12 protein-coding genes and 1 pseudogene are annotated in these 16,094 nt (G+C 72.4%); 8 read left to right on the plus strand and 5 right to left on the minus strand.

Translation table 11 applies throughout. The features are described from left to right. Positions 1–84: 84 nt before the first annotated feature. On the minus strand, positions 85–837 hold the full coding sequence (locus AOK23_RS04170; RefSeq protein WP_055711391.1) for an anti-sigma factor: 753 nt from the start codon (positions 835–837) through the stop codon (positions 85–87). Beyond that, positions 834–1,418, minus strand: a complete 585-nt coding sequence (gene sigK, locus AOK23_RS04175) for an ECF RNA polymerase sigma factor SigK (RefSeq protein ID WP_055711392.1) — start codon at positions 1,416–1,418, stop codon at positions 834–836. Before sigK ends, AOK23_RS04170 begins: the two co-directional genes overlap by 4 nt. 202 nt (positions 1,419–1,620) lie before the next feature. On the opposite strand from sigK, the gene AOK23_RS04180 reads away from it, so the two are divergent. The 4 genes from AOK23_RS04180 to AOK23_RS04195 all read left to right on the plus strand — a co-directional run bounded on the left by AOK23_RS04180 (position 1,621) and on the right by AOK23_RS04195 (position 7,046). Continuing rightward, positions 1,621–3,264, plus strand: a complete 1,644-nt coding sequence (locus AOK23_RS04180; RefSeq protein WP_055711393.1) for a serine/threonine-protein kinase — start codon at positions 1,621–1,623, stop codon at positions 3,262–3,264. Beyond that, a complete protein-coding gene (locus AOK23_RS49355) occupies positions 3,261–4,178 on the plus strand; it encodes a hypothetical protein (RefSeq protein WP_240496241.1) in 918 nt (305 codons plus the stop codon). Before AOK23_RS04180 ends, AOK23_RS49355 begins: the two co-directional genes overlap by 4 nt. Positions 4,179–4,356: 178 nt before the next feature. Beyond that, entirely contained in the window at positions 4,357–5,469 is a 1,113-nt protein-coding gene (locus AOK23_RS04190; RefSeq protein WP_055711394.1) for an NAD(P)H-dependent flavin oxidoreductase, read from the plus strand. Further along, positions 5,466–7,046, plus strand: a complete 1,581-nt coding sequence (locus AOK23_RS04195) for an acyl-CoA synthetase (RefSeq protein WP_079049283.1) — start codon at positions 5,466–5,468, stop codon at positions 7,044–7,046. Before AOK23_RS04190 ends, AOK23_RS04195 begins: the two co-directional genes overlap by 4 nt. A 3-nt stretch (positions 7,047–7,049) precedes the next feature. Here the strand turns inward: AOK23_RS04195 and AOK23_RS04200 are convergent, their stop codons facing one another. Then, on the minus strand, positions 7,050–7,868 hold the full coding sequence (locus tag AOK23_RS04200) for an SAM-dependent methyltransferase (protein WP_055711395.1): 819 nt from the start codon (positions 7,866–7,868) through the stop codon (positions 7,050–7,052). Between the two features lie 82 nt (positions 7,869–7,950). Further along, on the minus strand, positions 7,951–10,365 hold the full coding sequence (locus tag AOK23_RS04205; RefSeq protein ID WP_055711396.1) for a penicillin acylase family protein: 2,415 nt from the start codon (positions 10,363–10,365) through the stop codon (positions 7,951–7,953). A 230-nt stretch (positions 10,366–10,595) separates the two neighbouring features. Here AOK23_RS04205 and AOK23_RS04210 point away from each other — a divergent pair, with 230 nt between their 5' ends. The 3 genes and pseudogenes from AOK23_RS04210 (at position 10,596) to AOK23_RS49360 (ending at position 13,364) form a co-directional block, all read left to right on the plus strand. Then, a complete protein-coding gene (locus tag AOK23_RS04210; RefSeq protein ID WP_055711423.1) occupies positions 10,596–12,095 on the plus strand; it encodes an acyl-CoA synthetase in 1,500 nt (499 codons plus the stop codon). Positions 12,096–12,164: 69 nt separating this feature from the next. Further along, positions 12,165–12,998, plus strand: a pseudogene (locus tag AOK23_RS04215) (alpha/beta fold hydrolase); the annotation flags it as partial. Between the two features lie 12 nt (positions 12,999–13,010). Then, positions 13,011–13,364 (plus strand): DUF6193 family natural product biosynthesis protein, encoded by a 354-nt coding sequence (locus tag AOK23_RS49360; protein ID WP_276205710.1) that lies wholly within the window; start codon positions 13,011–13,013, stop codon positions 13,362–13,364. A gap of 34 nt (positions 13,365–13,398) precedes the next feature. On the opposite strand, the gene AOK23_RS04220 is transcribed toward AOK23_RS49360, so the two are convergent. Continuing rightward, complete coding sequence (locus AOK23_RS04220) at positions 13,399–15,018, minus strand: acyl-CoA synthetase (protein WP_055711397.1); 1,620 nt, start codon at positions 15,016–15,018, stop codon at positions 13,399–13,401. A 212-nt stretch (positions 15,019–15,230) separates the two neighbouring features. On the opposite strand from AOK23_RS04220, the gene AOK23_RS04225 reads away from it, so the two are divergent. Beyond that, positions 15,231–16,031, plus strand: coding sequence for a crotonase/enoyl-CoA hydratase family protein (locus AOK23_RS04225; protein WP_055711398.1), 801 nt, complete (start codon positions 15,231–15,233; stop codon positions 16,029–16,031). The last annotated feature ends 63 nt before the right edge of the window (positions 16,032–16,094 follow it).

Consider the following 16,094-nt stretch of genomic DNA (forward strand, 5'->3'; position numbering starts at 1 on the left):
CGCACACGTAGAGGAGGCCCGTCGTACTCCCCATGTTGGGAGCGGGCCTCCTCTACGTGTGCGCGGGTGGTCAGCCGTCCCCGGTCAGACGGGGAACGGCACCTGGGCGAGCGGGGCGGAGGTGGGGTGGTCGGAGCCACCCTCGGGTTCCAGGGTGATGCCCATCCCGGACGCGCCGTCGACCGCGCCGCGCATCAGCACGGTCTGGTCGGCGCGGCCCGGGTCCATCAGACCGGCCGACCGCATGCCGCCACGGTCGTCGAACCAGAGCTGATAGACCTTGCCGCCCGGCGGGCGCGTCATCCCCGAGGTGACGAACACGGCCCGGTCCTGGTCGCGGGAGACGACGACGGCACCGTACGCGCCGCCGGCCAGCTGGGCCGCCCGCACCTTGGCGTCCGGCGCGGCCAGCACGGCGGCGATCTCGTTCGCCGTCCGCGCGGCACTCCGCGCCTCAGCGCGGGCGTCCTCCGCCCGCTCGTGCTGCCACACGGCCGTCCCGCCCAGAGCCGAGGCCGCCGCGAGGCAGGCGGCCAGGGCCCAGCGGGAGACCGGCCGGGCCCGCGGTCCCGCCCGACCACGGCGTCCCTGCCCCGGCCCGCCGGGTGTCTCCTGCCGCACGGTGGTGATCCGGCGCAGCACCTGGTCCCGCATGCCCGGCGTGGTCGCCGTGGCGACGGCGAGTCCCAGCCGGGCCGCCGTCGCCGACAGCTCGGCCGTCTCCTGCGCGCAGGCGTCGCAGCCCGCGAGGTGACGCTCGAACCGCACGGTCTCCTCCGGGGACAGGGCGTGCAGCGCGTAGGCCCCGGTCAGACGGTGCGGGTCGACGGTCCTCATGCGGTCACCCCCAGGCAGTCGCGCAGCCGGATGAGGCCGTCGCGCAGCCTGGTCTTGACGGTTCCCAGCGGCACCGCGAGCGCCTCGGCCACCTCACGGTGGGTGAGGCCCCGGTAGTACGCCAGGGTGACGGCCTGGTGCTGGACCTCGGTCAGCGTGCGCAGACAGCGCCGGACCTGCTCGCGCTCCAGCCGCGCCTCGACGTGCTCCGCCACCTCGTCGTACTCGGGCAGCCGCGCCAGCAGCGCCGCCTTGTGGTCACGGGCGGCCGCGGCGTCCACCGAGCGCACCCGGTCCACCGCCCGCCGGTGGGCCAGTGTGAGGATCCAGTTGATGGCCGTGCCCCGGTCGGACCGGTAGCGGGGCGCGGTCCGCCACACCTCCACCAGGACCTCCTGCGCCACCTCCTCCGACTGCGCCCGGTCCCGCAGCACCGAGACCACGACGCCGAGGACGGGACTCGCCACGGAGTCATAGAGCCGGGCGAACGCCTCCTCGTCCCCCAGGGCCACCAGGCCCACCAGTTCCTGGAGGTCGGGCTCCGCCGAGGGATGCCTGCCGATACGCACCGCTTCTTTCACCGAGGGCCTCCACCATCGCGCCGTGTCCGGATGTAATCCGTTCCTGGCGAGCCCCCGGTTCGGTTGCACCCGCGGCGAAAGTCCACGGGCTGGACCGTGGGTGTCGGACCGCAACCGAAGTGGCCGAATATGTGTCTCAGGACGCGTGGTCCTACTCCGGGGCGTGGGGGTTCCGGCGGCACGGCGGCCTTGGGGGGCTGGAATGAACACATGGGCGGTGCCCGGGTACACCGAGTCACTGGAGCTCGGGGCGGGGGCGAGCGGGCGGGTCGTCCTCGCCGTGCACGAGGAGACCGGTGTCCCGGTCGCGATGAAGTACCTCAGCGAGTCACTGCGTGACCGGCCCGGCTTCGTACGCGACTTCCGCGCCGAGGCCCGGCTCCTCGCCGGCCTGGAGAGCCCGTACGTCGCCGAGCTGTACGAGTACGTCGAGAGCACCGACGGCGCCGCCATCGTGATGGAGCTGGTGGACGGAGTCTCGTTGCGGACCCTGCTCACCAGGGAGGGCCCCCTCGACGCGGAGGCCGCCCTCGTGATCCTGAAGGGCTCGCTGCTCGGTCTCGCCGACGCGCACCGCGTCGGAGTCGTCCACCGCGACTACAAGCCCGAGAACGTCATGGTCGTACCGGACGGGGCGTCCAAGCTCGTCGACTTCGGGATCGCAGCGGACGCCGGCACCAAGGCCGGTGCGGCCGGCACTCCCTCCTACATGGCGCCGGAGCAGTGGACCGGCGCGCCCGCCTCGCCGGCCGCCGACGTGTACGCGGCCACGGCCACGTTCTTCGAGTGCCTGACCGGCCACAAGCCCTACGCGGGCGACAATCTCGCCGCCCTCGCGCTCCAGCACGTCGACGCGCCCGTCCCCGCCGAGGAGGTCCCCGAGCCGGTGCGGGACCTCGTCCGGCGCGGTCTCGCCAAGAACCCGGGGGACCGCCCGTCGCACGCCGAGGAGTTCGTCGCCGACCTGGAGGCGGTCGCCGGTGCCGCCTACGGGCCCGACTGGGAGGAACGCGGCCGTGGCCGGCTCGCCGCGCTGGTGGCGCTGCTGGCCCTGCTGCTGCCCTCGGCCCGCAGCACCCCGGAGACCACCACCGACACCGCCCGCACCGTCCTGAGCCAGGGACCGCGCCGCGACTGGGCCCGCTCGTGGCGCCCCGGCCGGCCGGGCCTCGCGGTGTCCGGCGCCGCGCTGCTCCTGGGCGCGTTCCTCACCTACGGCGTGCAGCACACGCCGGTGACCCCGCAGGAGGCGGCGCAGGCCCTGGCCACCACCAGCTTCGAGCCCGGCGCCGGGTCGTCGGGGACCGCCGATCCGACCGGGACCCCCTCGTCCTCGGCGTCGACGACCCCCAGCGAGTCCACCAGCCCGTCGGCATCGGCCTCGGCATCGGCATCGGAGAGCACCGACACGGGGGATCCGTCCCCGTCCGACACCACCACCGCTCCGCCGACGGAGACGACACCGCCGACGGAGACCACCACCGAGGCGACACCGACGAGCGCGTCCCCCAGCGCCCCGAGCGCGCCCGCCGTCAAGGACATCACGGTGACGGGTTTCCGGCAGACGGGCCTGACCACCGCCACGGCGACGATCCAGGTCACCACGGACGGCACCGGGCCGTTCTCCCTCACCGTCTCGTGGCTGTCGGGCGAGATCCGGCAGCTCGCCCCGGACGGCGCCGCCCAGACGTTCCAGCGCAGCGGAGCCAGCACGTACACCCTCACCGTCGTTCACACCTTCCAGGGCAAGGGCTGCTACTGGGCGGTGCGGGCCACGACCACTCCGGCCTCCGCCGACGGCGGTGCCTCGCAGCAACTCCTGACCAGGCAGTGTGAGATCAGATGACCGCACCGTACGACCGCGACCCCGCGTCCGCCGAGGGCCAGGACGGCGAGTACACCCAGGTGCTCGACACCGCCGGCCGCGCCGCCCCGCACGACCCGTCCGGCTACGACGACCCCGACTACAGCGCCACCGTCCTCGGCAGCCAGTGGATCCAGCGGCCCGACCCGGACACGACGCTGATCGAGCCCGACACCAGCACGCCGGAACCGCGGGACGCCACCCCTGCCGGGGCGGCCCCGGTCGCCTTCGGCCCGGACGGCACCTTCGTCGAGCCCGGCAGCACGCGGGCCGAACCGGACCTGACACCGGCCGAACCGGACGTGACCCTCGTCAAGCCGGACACGACCCTCGTGAGGCCGGACACCACGCTGGTCGGCCCGTCCGGTGCGGAGGCGCCGCTGCCGCAGCCGGACCGCACCGACGGCACCGTGCTCCGTTTCGGCCCCGGTGTGACGGCCACCGTCGCGCAGCGCACCCACCGGACGCTGCCGACGATGCCGCCGCTCCCCGCGCCCCCGCGCCGACGCCGCCTGCGCCGCCACGCGCTGCCCGCGTTCGTGCTGCTCTGCGTCATCGCCTTCCTCGCCTGGCAGCGTCTCGGCCCCTCCGTCGAGGTGCGCACGGTGGCGGTCAAGGCCCGGCCGGCGGTGCTGGGCTGCGACAAGACGGTGGACATCGTCGGCCTGGTCACCACCGACGGCCGCCCCGGCACCCTCACCTACCGCTGGACCCGGAGTGACGGCACCGAATCGGGCGTCCTGCGCGAGGTGATGGTCCGGGGCCAGACCAGGGCCCGGCTCCACCTCCTGTGGACCTTCGAGGGCAAGGGCCGCCAGACGGCCCGGGTCGACCTCCACATCCTCACCCCCACCGACCACAAGACCACGAAGCGCTTCACTTACGCCTGCCCGTGACGGCAGCCGACCCAAGGGGCGCGGGGAACCGCGCGACCAGCCCCCACAGACCAGCACCCGCCCGTCATCCCGCACCTCACCCCCTGGGCGGCCCTCGCACGCCGGCGCCGCACAAAAAACTGACGGTGCATCAGAAAAGCTCTTCCCTCGTCCGGAGGACTGCGGCATCCTGCGCACCATGCAGACGGAGCTGAGCAGAAAACTCGGAGTCGAGTACGCCGTCTTCGGCTTCACGCCGTTCCCCGCCGTCGCCGCAGCCATCAGCCGGGCCGGCGGTTTCGGTGTGCTCGGCGCGGTCCGCTACACGGCCCCCGACGACCTCAAGCGCGACCTCGACTGGATCGAGGCCCACGTCGACGGCAAGCCTTACGGGCTGGACGTCGTCATGCCGGCCAAGAAGGTGGAGGGCGTCACCGAGGCGGACGTCGAGGCGATGATCCCCGAAGGGCACCGTCAGTTCGTCAAGGACACCCTCGCCCAGTACGGCGTCCCGGAACTCGCCGAGGGCGAGGCCTCCGGCTGGCGCATCACCGGCTGGATGGAAGAGGTCGCCCGCACCCAGCTGGACGTCGCCTTCGACTACCCGATCCGACTGCTCGCCAACGCCCTCGGCTCCCCGCCCGCCGACGTCATCGACCGCGCCCACGAGCAGGACGTACTGGTCGCCGCGCTCGCCGGCAGCGCCCGCCACGCCCGCAAGCACGCCGACGCCGGAATCGACATCGTCGTCGCCCAGGGCTACGAGGCCGGCGGCCACACCGGTGAGATCGCCTCCATGGTGCTCACCCCCGAAGTCGTGGACGCCGTCGCCCCGTTGCCCGTGCTCGCGGCCGGCGGCATCGGCAGCGGGCAGCAGATCGCCGCCGCGTTCGCGCTCGGCGCGCAGGGCGTGTGGCTGGGGTCGCTGTGGCTCACCACCACCGAGGCCGAACTGCCCTCGCCGCGCCTGATCGAGAAGCTCCTCGCCGCCGGCTCCGGCGACACCGTCCGCTCCCGCGCCCTCACCGGCAAACCCGCACGCCAGCTCCGCACCGAATGGACCGACGCCTGGGACGACCCGCAGGGCCCCGGCGCCCTCCCCATGCCCCTGCAAGGACTGCTCGTCGCCGACGCGGTCTCCCGCATCCAGAAGTACGAGGTGGAGCCGCTCCTCGGCACCCCGGTCGGGCAGATCGTCGGCCGCATGACCAGCGAGCGCAGCGTCCAGGCCGTCTTCGACGACCTCACCCGAGGCTTCGAGCGGGCCGTGGACCGCGTCAACCGGATCGCCGGAAGGAGCGAGGAACAGTGAGCCAAGCCCTTCAGCAGCACGCCGCGCAGGCGCAGGCCCCGCAGGGGTTCTGGGCCCAGGCGACCGCCGACCCCGACCGCCCCGTGCTCGTTGCCCCCGACGGCGAGGAATGGACCGCCGGACGTCTGCACGGCGCCGCCAACCGGCTGGTGCACGGACTGCGCGCGGCCGGTCTCGAACGCGGCGACGCCTTCGCCGTCGTCCTGCCCAACGGCGTCGAGTTCCTCACCGCCTACCTCGCCGCCAGCCAGGCCGGCTTCTACCTCGTCCCCGTCAACCACCACCTCGTGGGCCCCGAGATCGCCTGGATCGTCTCCGACTCGGGCGCCAAGGTGCTCATCGCCCACGAACGGTTCGCCGGGGCCGCGCGCCACGCCGCCGACGAGGCCGGCCTCCCCGGCAGCCACCGGTACGCGGTCGGTGAGGTGGACGGATTCCGCCCGTACCCCGAACTCCTCTACGGGCGACCGGAGTCACCGCCCGAGGGCCGCACCCTCGGCTGGGTGATGAACTACACCTCGGGCACCACGGGCCGCCCGCGCGGCATCCGCCGCCCCCTGCCCGGCAAACTCCCCGAGGAGTCGTACCTCGGCGGTTTCCTCGGCATCTTCGGCATCAGGCCGTTCGACGGCAACGTCCACCTGGTGTGCTCGCCGCTCTACCACACGGCCGTCCTGCAGTTCGCGGGCGCGTCCCTGCACATCGGGCACCGGCTGGTGGTGATGGACAAGTGGACCCCCGAGGGCATGCTCCGCGCCATCGACACCCACCGCTGCACCCACACCCACATGGTCCCCACCCAGTTCCACCGGCTCCTCGCGCTCCCCGGGGAGGTGCGCGCCCGCTACGACGTGTCGTCCATGCGGCACGCCATCCATGGCGCCGCCCCCTGCCCGGACCATGTGAAGCGGGCCATGATCGAGTGGTGGGGGCACAGCGTCGAGGAGTACTACGCGGCCAGCGAGGGTGGGGGAGCGTTCGCCACCGCCGAGGACTGGCTGAAGAAGCCCGGCACCGTCGGCAAGGCCTGGCCCATCAGCGAACTCGCGATCTTCGACGACGACGGCAACCGGCTGCCCCCGGGTGAACTCGGCACCGTGTACATGAAGATGAGCACCGGCGGATTCTCGTACCACAAGGACGAGGGCAAGACGCGCAAGAACCGCATCGGTGACTTCTTCACCGTCGGCGACCTCGGTCTCCTCGACGAGGACGGCTATCTCTTCCTTCGCGACCGCAAGATCGACCTCATCATCTCCGGCGGCGTCAACATCTACCCCGCCGAGATCGAGGCCGCCCTCCTCACCCACCCGGCCGTCGCCGACGCCGCCGCCTTCGGCATCCCGCACGACGACTGGGGCGAGGAGGTGAAGGCCGTCGTCGAACCGGCCCCCGGCTTCACCGCCGGGCCCGCGCTCGCCGAGGAGATCCTCGCCCACTGCGCCCGCGAACTCGCCGGGTACAAGCGGCCGAAGACCGTGGACTTCACCGACGCGATGCCCCGCGACCCCAACGGCAAGCTCTACAAGCGGCGGCTGCGCGAACCGTACTGGGAGGGGCGGCAGCGGACCGTGTGAGCGTCACGGCTTGCGCGCCACCCCACCCAGCGCGATCACCTCACCGGACCCGCCGGGGCCCTTCCCCGGATCGGGGCGCCAGTCGTTCAGCGGGACGACCCCCGGCTCCAGCAGCTCCAACCCGTCGAAGAACCCGGCGAGTTCCTCCGGGCCGCGCAGGAAGTACGGGACCGCGCCGCTCTCGTTGTACTGCCGGGTGGCCTCGGCGTTGGCCTTGTGCGTGTCGACACTGTCGTTGAAGGCGAACCAGCTGCCGGAGGGCAGGGCGTCCAACAGGGTGCCGATGATGGCGCGGGCCCGGTCGTAGTCCGCGATGTGCCCGGAGACCTGCATCATCGTCAGCGCGACCGGCCGGGTCAGGTCGAGCGTCCGCGCCGCCTCGCGCAGCACGGTCGCGGGGTCGTGGAGGTCGGCGTCCACGTAGTCGGTCGTGCCCTCGGGTGTGCTGGTGAGCAGGGCCCGTGCGTGCGTCAGGACCAGCGGGTCGTTGTCGACGTAGACGATCCGCGCCTCGGGCGCCACCCGCTGGGCGATCTGATGGGTGTTGTCCGCCGTCGGCAACCCCGTTCCGATGTCGAGGAACTGGCGCACGCCCGCCTCACCGGCGAGGAAGCGCACCGCCCGGCCGAGGAAGGCGCGGGAGTCACGGGCGAGGTCGGTGATGCCGGGGAACACCGCGCGGAACGCGTCGCCCGCCTCATGGTCGACGGGGTAGTTGTCCTTGCCGCCGAGCCAGTAGTTCCAGATCCGGGCCGAGTGCGGCACCGTCGTGTCGATCTTGGCGAGAGCGTCGGTCTCCGGGCGTAACGAGTCCTGCGCCACCGGATCGCCTCCTACGGGGAAGGGGTTATATGCCAACGGCATGGTGCCGTCCCGCAGGGGGACGGCACCACACCTCCCCGGATCATTGGCTCACGCGCACCACCTTGAGCTTCGGCGACGACCGGATGTCCTTCTCGCAGAACCGCGACGTCACCCACTTCTCGGCCGAGAACAGCCGGGTCTGGTCGAGGTGATGGGGTGAGTTCGGGTTGGAGGACTGCGAGTACGTCAGGAGCGTGCGGGCCACCGGGCAGCGGCTGCCGTCCCAGCCGACCGCCTGGATGTGGCTGGAACCCGACGACACCTCGGCATAACCGCCGGCAGCGGCGTTCCAGGGCGCCTCGATCTTGTTCCAGACGCCCAGCGACTCCGTGCCGCCGTGCACCGGGATGCGCCGGTCCCCACGGACGACGAACTGGTGGTCCCCGAGCTTCGCGTCCAGGGCGACGCCCGCCGCCCGAAGCTCCGTCACCGTGTCCGCGAGCGCCGTGGCGAAGCCGGGCACGGCCGTGTTCAGCGTGTGCGGCGTCCGCACCGGGTCGGCCGCCGAGAACGGCACCTTCCACAGCTGCGCGTTCGGCACGGCCCGGGTCAGCTTGCGCCAGAACCGGTCGTAGAGCAGCGCGCCCCGGCTGGAGGTGTCCACGGTCCGGTCCCACGCCGCGAGGACCCGGCAGGCCTCGGACACGTCGACGGCCGTGCCGTCACTGCCCGTCGCCGTGCCGCCCGGCAGCGCGGCACATGCCCGCGCCGCGTCGTCGGCGGCCAGATCGGCCGCGGGCACCCGGTTCGCGAACTGCTGCTTCTGCAGGTCCCGTACGGTCAGCCCGCCCTTGCCGGCCATCGCCGCCACGTCCTCGACCGCGCCGCGCGTGCGCATCGACCGCTGGGTGCCGAGGTTGCCGAAGACCCGCTCGTAGCCGGTGAGCGGCCGGTCCGCGTTGGCCAGCCACGCGCTGTCGTTGGAGTTCTCCGCGTACGGGGCGTCCTTGAGCGTCGGCATCTTCGCCGGCCCGAAGACCCCCGGCTGGAGGGCGTCGGGATCGCTGCCGGGCGCACAGTCGCCGCGCGAGCCGTCGAGGACGGCGACACCGGCCGCCGGGTACGTGGCCCGGCCCAGCGGCGTGGAGCAGCGCGCCGCCAGCTCGTCGGTGATCCGGGGCAGCACCTGGGACTGGGTGAACAGGGTGTGCCCGGCGGAGTCCGCGGCCACGGTGTTCACCCAGGGCAGCCCCTGGTGTCGGCCGAGGGCCTTCAGGACGTCGGCCGTACCACGTGCCTTGGCGAAGCCGAGGGAGGTGTCGGCGAACCGCAGGTTCGCCGTGTTCGGGTCGGCCAGCGCGTACGCCGTGCCGGCCGTCCATGGCAGCGAGAGGTCACTGCCCAGTGAGGTGACGACGGGCCCGTACCGGGTCCACCACTGGGTGCGGGTGACCGGCCGGCCTTCCTTCACGGCGACGGTGACGCTCCGCTTCGTCATCCGTTCCGCCTTGCCGTCGACCAGGTACGTCGTCGGGTCGGCCGGATCCAGGGTCAGCTGGTGCAGGTTCATCGGGGTGCCGGTCGCGACCGTGTGGCTCCACGCCACCTTCGCGTTGAACCCGATCTGGGTGATCGGCGAGCCGAGCAGCGAACCGCCGGAGACGTTCAGCTCGCCGGGGATCGTCTGCTGCGCCTGCCAGAAGCGGCGGCCCCCGGCCCACGGGTAGTGCGGGTTGCCCAGCAGCAGACCGCGCCCGTTCGCCGTGGTGTCGCCGCGGAAGGCGACCGCGTTGGAGCCCATGTCGGCGTCGCCGCTGGAGAACAGCTCGCTCGCGGCCCGCGCGGCGGCCTTCCCGTCCGGCGCCACGGCCTTCGGCGCCGCTCCGGGGGCGGGCGGCTGGGCGGTGGCGATGGCGTCCACGAACCGCCCCTCGCCGCCGAGGACGGCCAGGGCGTACGCGCGGGAGAACACGTCGAGCGTGGTCACCGGCCGCACCCAGGCGGCGCCCCTGCACGCGGGGTCGGTGATCCGGTTCTTCCTCAGCCAGGCGTTGTAGCCGGCCGCCCAGCCGCGCATCAGCTCCTTCACCTCACGGCTCGGGCCGACCGGCGCGGGCCGCTCCAGCAGCCGCTTCACGGAGCGGGTGTCCCGGACGCCCCGGAAGTACAGGTCACTCGTGAGGTTCCTCGTCGCCGAGGAGAGCGAGAAGTCGGGCGCGGTGTCCGGCCCGAAGTGGCGCGACCGCTCGCCGCGCACGGTCACGAACCCGTCGGCCAGTACGCACACCTGGTCGGCGGCCTGCGCCCAGCCGGTGCCGAAGCCGAGGTCCGCGTAGTCCTCGGCGACGATGTGCGGAATGCCGTACTCGGTGTAGCGGATCACGGCGGACAGCCCGCCGTGGGAGGGATGGTGACCGCCGCGGTCGCCGTCAGCGGCGGTGGCCGAGGGTAAGGCGGCCGAGGCGGTGAGCAGAGCGACGGCCGAGACGACGAGCTGTCTCAGACGGGTGCGCATGGGGGCCTCCCGGCGTCATGGGGGGAAGAAACGGTTGAGCCTGACAGTGCGTTCGTACGTAGTCCAGGTGTGCGTTGATCTTCACCCTGGTTGACTCTTGTACCAGGGAGCGGAGTTGAGCCGTTTCACGCCGTGCGGACCGGATTCCGGCCATGTGCGCGGCACGCTTGACCCCGCTCGCGCGGCCGAACGAGGATCACGCCGGGAACCGGTGGACGAAGGGGCGGATCATGACGGCTGGACGCAATGTGACGGTCGACGGGGTGCTGCGGCGCAGTGCCCGGCGGACCCCGGCCCGTGTCGCGATCCGCTACGGCGAACGCTCCTGGACGTACGCCGAACTGGACGACGCCGTCTCCCGCGCCGCCCGCGCCCTGCGCGACACCGGACTGGGGCCGGGCGACCGGGTCGCCGCCTACGGCCACAACTCGGACGCCTATCTGATCGCGTTCCTGGCCTCCGCCCGCGCCGGCCTCGTCCATGTCCCGGTCAACCAGCACCTCACCGGCGACGACCTGGCGTACCTCCTCGACCAGTCCGGCAGCACCCTCGTCCTCACCGACCCGGACCTCGCCGGGAACCTCCCCGACGCGACCCGCACGCTCCCGCTGCGCGACGCGGACGACTCACTGCTCGCCCGGCTCGCCGCCACCGAGCCGTACGACGGCGAGGAGCCGAAGGCCGAGGACCTCGTCCAGCTGCTCTACACCTCCGGCACCACCGCCCTGCCCAAGGGCGCGATGATGACGCACCGCGCGCTGGTCCACGAGTACCTCAGCGCCATCACCGCCCTCGACCTCTCCGCCGGTGACCGGCCGGTGCACTCCCTGCCGCTGTACCACTCCGCGCAGATGCACGTCTTCCTGGTGCCCTACCTCGCCGTCGGCGCCACCAACACCATCCTCGACACGCCCGACGGCGACCGGATCCTCGACCTCGTCGAGTCGGGCGACGCCGACAGCCTCTTCGCCCCGCCCACCGTGTGGATCGCGCTGTCGAACCGTCCCGACTTCGACACCCGCGACCTCAGCGGCCTGCGCAAGGCGTACTACGGGGCGTCCATCATGCCGGTGCCCGTCCTGGAGCGCCTCAAGGAACGCCTGCCGAAGCTCGCCTTCCACAACTGCTTCGGCCAGAGCGAGATCGGCCCCCTCGCCATGGTCCTCGGCCCCTACGAGCACAAGGGCCGCATGGATTCCTGCGGGCGCCCCGTCATGTTCGTCGAGGCCAGGGTCGTCGACGACAAGGGCGCGGACGTGCCCGACGGCACCCCCGGTGAGATCGTCTACCAGTCCCCGCAGCTGTGCGAGGGCTACTGGGACAAGCCCGAGGAGACCGCCGCCGCGTTCCGCGACGGCTGGTTCCACTCCGGTGACCTCGCGGTCCGCGACGCCGACGGGTTCTTCACCATCGTCGACCGCGTCAAGGACGTCATCAACTCCGGCGGCGTCCTCATCGCCTCCCGTCAGGTCGAGGACGCCCTCTACACCCATGACCAGGTCGCCGAGGTCGCCGTCGTCGGACTGCCCGACGACCACTGGATCGAGGCCGTCACCGCGGTCGTCGTCCCCCGTGGCGACGTCACGGAGGCCGAACTCGTCGCCCACGCACGGGAGAAGCTCCCGCACTTCAAGGCACCGAAGAAGGTGCTCTTCGTGGACGAACTGCCGCGCAACGCGAGCGGGAAGATCCTCAAGCGGGAACTGAGGGACCGGTACGCGCGACCCTGAGCCCCGCTCCCGCGCCGTTCCCCTCGAACTCCGTTGCGTCGCACGGCCCCAGCCAGCAAGATCGGCTCCATGCCACGCCTCACCGCACCCGACGGAACCGAACTCGCCTACCACGTGCGGGGCGAGGGCGATCCGCTGATCGTCCTCCCCGGCGGCCCCATGCGCGCCTCCGCCTACCTGGGCGACCTGGGCGGACTCGCCGCCAACCGTCGCCTGATCCTGCTGGACCTGCGCGGCACGGGCGACTCGGCGGTTCCGGCCGACCCGGCGACGTACCGGTGCGACCGGCAGGTGGACGACGTGGAGGCCCTGCGCGCGCACCTGGGCCTGGACCGCATGGACGTCCTCGCCCACTCGGCCGGCGGCAACCTCGCCATTCTGTACGCGGCCCGCCACCCGCACCGGGTCTCCCGACTGGCCCTGATCACCGCCACCCCCTGGGCGCTGGGCCTGCCCGTGACCGTCGAGGACCGGCTCGCGGCCGCCCGCCTCCGCGAGGACGAGCCCTGGTTCGCCGACGCGTACCCACACTTCGAGGCCGCCTGGACCGGACGCGGCCCCTTCGACGACGAGATGATGCCGTTCTTCTACGGCCGCTGGGACGCCGCCGCCGAGGCCCACATGGCCGCCGAGGTGACGCAGACCAACGACGCCGCCGCCGATGCCTACGGCTCCGCCGGCGCGTACGACCCCGAGGCCACCCGAGCCGCCCTCACCGAACTGACCGCCCCCGTCCTCTACCTCGGCGGCGCGCTCGACACCGGCCCGACCCCGGGGCTCGTGCGGCAGGCGGCCGGCCTCTTCCCCGAGGGGGAGTACTCGATCCAGCCGGGCGCCGGGCACTTCCCCTGGCTCGACGACCCGGAGTGGTTCGTGCGCCGTGTCACGACCTTCCTCGCCGGTGACGAGTCGGTGGTGGAGCGGACCTGGCGCATGCTGCGGGAGGGGCACCCCGAGGCGCGCCGGGGCTGTCCCGAGGTGATCGAGGCGGCGTTCGCCGAGCCGAGACTCCGCCAGCTGTACCCGTTCCCCAGCCACGGCGCCCTGTTCTTCCAACGCAACACCGACTTCCCCTGGCGCAGCGACCTGCCCTACATAGCCACCGGCTTCACCGGCTACCTGGTGTACGCCGCCCGGTCCGCCGACGTCCTCGGCGAGACGGCCACCCCGGAGGAGGCCGCCGCGCTCGTCGTCGCACACCTGCCGGACGACTGCGGTCCCGCCGTCGAGGGGCCGTGGCCGGAGCCGGCCGACAGCCCCTCGAAGTAGCCGGGACGGCCCCGCGCCGAGAATCCGGGGGCTCTCACCCGTCCGCCGACACCGCCACCGACCGGGCCCATCGGTAGTCCGCCTTGCCGCTGGGGGAGCGCTGGATGGTGTCGGTGAGGACGAGCTGGCGGGGGATCTTGTACCCGGCGAGGCGGGTGCGGCAGTGGGTCTGGATGTCCTCCAGGGTCGGGCGGGCCGCGCCCTCGCGGAGCTGCACCACGGCCGCCACATGGTTGCCCCAGCGGGCGTCCGGCACCCCGGCGACCAGCGCGTCGTACACATCGGGGTGGGCCTTGAGCGCCTGCTCGACCTCCTCCGGGTACACCTTCTCGCCGCCGGTGTTGATGCACTGTGAACCCCGGCCGAGGACGGTGACCACGCCCTCCTCGTCGACGGTCGCCATGTCGCCGAGGAGCACCCAGCGCTCGCCGTCCTTCTCGAAGAAGGTCTCGGCGGTTTTCCGCGGGTCGTTGTAGTAGCCGATGGGCACATGGCCGCGCTGGGCGACCCGGCCCGGCACGCCGACCTCGACGGGCTCGTACGTCGCCGGGTCCACCACCTGGGTACGGGCGTGGACGCGGATCCTGAAGCCGTCGCCCGCCCCCGAGTCGTCGGTCGCCGTGCCGTTGAAGCCGGACTCCGACGAGCCGAAGTTGTTGAGCAGCATCACGTTCGGCACCAGGGCCTGGAACTGCCGCCGCACCGTCTCCGACATGATCGCGCCGGACGACGACACGCTGAACAGCGACGAGCAGTCCGTGCCCTTCATCGGGCCGTTCAGCGCGTCGATCAGCGGACGCAGCATCGCGTCGCCCACCAGCGACACACTGGTGACCCGCTCCCGCTCGATCGTCCGCAGCACCTCCTCGGGCACGAACTTGCGGTGGATGACGACCCGTTGGCCGAAGTTGAACCCGATGAACGCCGTGAGCGTCGACGTGCCGTGCATCAGCGGCGCGGTGGGGAAGAAGGTGATCCCGTCACCGCCCGCCGCGACCCGCTCGGCCAACTCCTGCGGTGCCTTCACAGGCTCCCCGGTCGGTGCCCCGCCGCCCAACCCCGAAAAGAACAGGTCCTCCTGACGCCACATCACACCCTTGGGCATGCCCGTCGTGCCGCCGGTGTAGATGATGAACAGATCGTCGCCCGAGCGGGCCGGGAAACCCCGCCCGGCCGACCCGGAGGCCTCCGCGTCGGCGAAGTCGGTCGCGGGCAGCTCGGGCGCGTCCGGCGCGGGGGTCCCCACCCGCACCAGATGCCGCAGCTTCTCCGTCCGCGGCACGGCCTTCGCCACGCGCCCGCTGAACTCCGCGTCGAACACCAGGCCCGTCAGATCCGCGTCGCGGTAGAGGTAGACCAACTCCTCCTCGACATACCGGTAGTTGACGTTCACCGGTACGAGCCGCGCCTTGAGGCAGCCCAGCGCGGTCTGGAGGTACTCGACGCCGTTGTACAGATGCAGGCCCACGTGCTCGCCGGGTCGCAGCCCGCTGTCCAGCAGATGGTGGCCGATCCGGTTCGCCGCCGCGTCCAGCTCCGCGTAGGTGAGCCGCCGGTCCGCGCCCGTACCGGGGATGTCGAGGTACGCGAGCGCCGCCCGGTCCGGGACGACGTCGACCACCGACTCGAACAGGTCGGCAAGGTTGTACTCCACCGTGCTCCTCCTGACCCCGGGCGCGCCTGGCGGGTGGCTGCCATCCGTCGGTTGCCGGTCATCAGAGCAAAGGGGGCCGTGACTGTGAAGGGCTCGCGCAGAAGAAATCTGACTGACTGTCAGAAAACTCTTGTACTGGCTCCGCGCCTCCTGCAACCTGTTCTCGTTCCGCAGACGGAACCTGTTCTCGCCCTGCCCCACGGGAGGAAGCGATGAGTGGCACGGAACACCTCACCGTGCGGCGCGAAGGCGCCACACTGGTGCTCACGCTCAACCGGCCCGAGGCCAAGAACGCGCTCTCACTGTCGATGCTCGTCGGCCTGTACGACGGCTGGCTCGCCGCCGACGCGGACGACGAGGTCCGCTCGGTCGTCCTCACCGGCTCCGGCGGCTCCTTCTGCGCCGGGATGGACCTCAAGGCGCTCGCGGGCAGGGGCATGGAGGGCGAGCAGCACCGGGAGCGGCTCAAGGCCGATCCCGACCTCCACTGGAAGGCGATGCTCCGCCATCACCGGCCCCGCAAACCCGTGATCGCCGCCGTCGAGGGCCACTGCGTCGCGGGCGGCACCGAGATCCTCCAGGGCACGGACATCCGCGTCGCGGGGGAGTCGGCCACCTTCGGCCTCTTCGAGGTGCGGCGCGGCCTCTTCCCGATCGGCGGCTCCACGGTCCGCCTCCAGCGGCAGATCCCCCGCACCCACGCGCTGGAGATGCTGCTCACCGGCCGCCCGTACTCCGCCCGCGAGGCCGCGGGCATCGGACTGATCGGGCAGGTCGTGCCCGACGGCGACGCCCTGGGGAAGGCCCTGGAGATCGCCGAGCGGATCAACGCGTGCGGCCCGCTCGCCGTGGAGGCCGTCAAGGCGTCCGTGTACGAGACGGCCGAGATGAGCGAGACGGACGGACTGGCCGCCGAGCTGAAACGGGGATGGCCGATCTTCGACACGGACGACGCCAAGGAAGGGGCCCGAGCCTTCGCCGAGAAACGGCCCCCCGTCTACAAACGGGCGTGAGCGGCCCGCCGGGGGCGGCTCCCGGCCGCTCTGCGCCCCACGGTGGAGCCGCGTGGAGTGCCC

The sequence above is a fragment of the Streptomyces torulosus genome, assembly GCF_001419765.1.
Taxonomy (GTDB): Bacteria; Actinomycetota; Actinomycetes; order Streptomycetales; family Streptomycetaceae; genus Streptomyces; species Streptomyces torulosus.

Coding starts and splice junctions, on each gene's coding strand:
- AOK23_RS04170 (WP_055711391.1), bottom strand. CDS start 837: ATGAGGACCGTCGACCCGCACCGTCTGACCGGGGCCTACGCGCTGCAC.
- AOK23_RS04180 (WP_055711393.1), top strand. CDS start 1,621: ATGAACACATGGGCGGTGCCCGGGTACACCGAGTCACTGGAGCTCGGG.
- AOK23_RS49355 (WP_240496241.1), top strand. CDS start 3,261: ATGACCGCACCGTACGACCGCGACCCCGCGTCCGCCGAGGGCCAGGAC.
- AOK23_RS04190 (WP_055711394.1), top strand. CDS start 4,357: ATGCAGACGGAGCTGAGCAGAAAACTCGGAGTCGAGTACGCCGTCTTC.
- AOK23_RS04205 (WP_055711396.1), bottom strand. CDS start 10,365: ATGCGCACCCGTCTGAGACAGCTCGTCGTCTCGGCCGTCGCTCTGCTC.
- AOK23_RS04210 (WP_055711423.1), top strand. CDS start 10,596: ATGACGGCTGGACGCAATGTGACGGTCGACGGGGTGCTGCGGCGCAGT.
- AOK23_RS04225 (WP_055711398.1), top strand. CDS start 15,231: ATGAGTGGCACGGAACACCTCACCGTGCGGCGCGAAGGCGCCACACTG.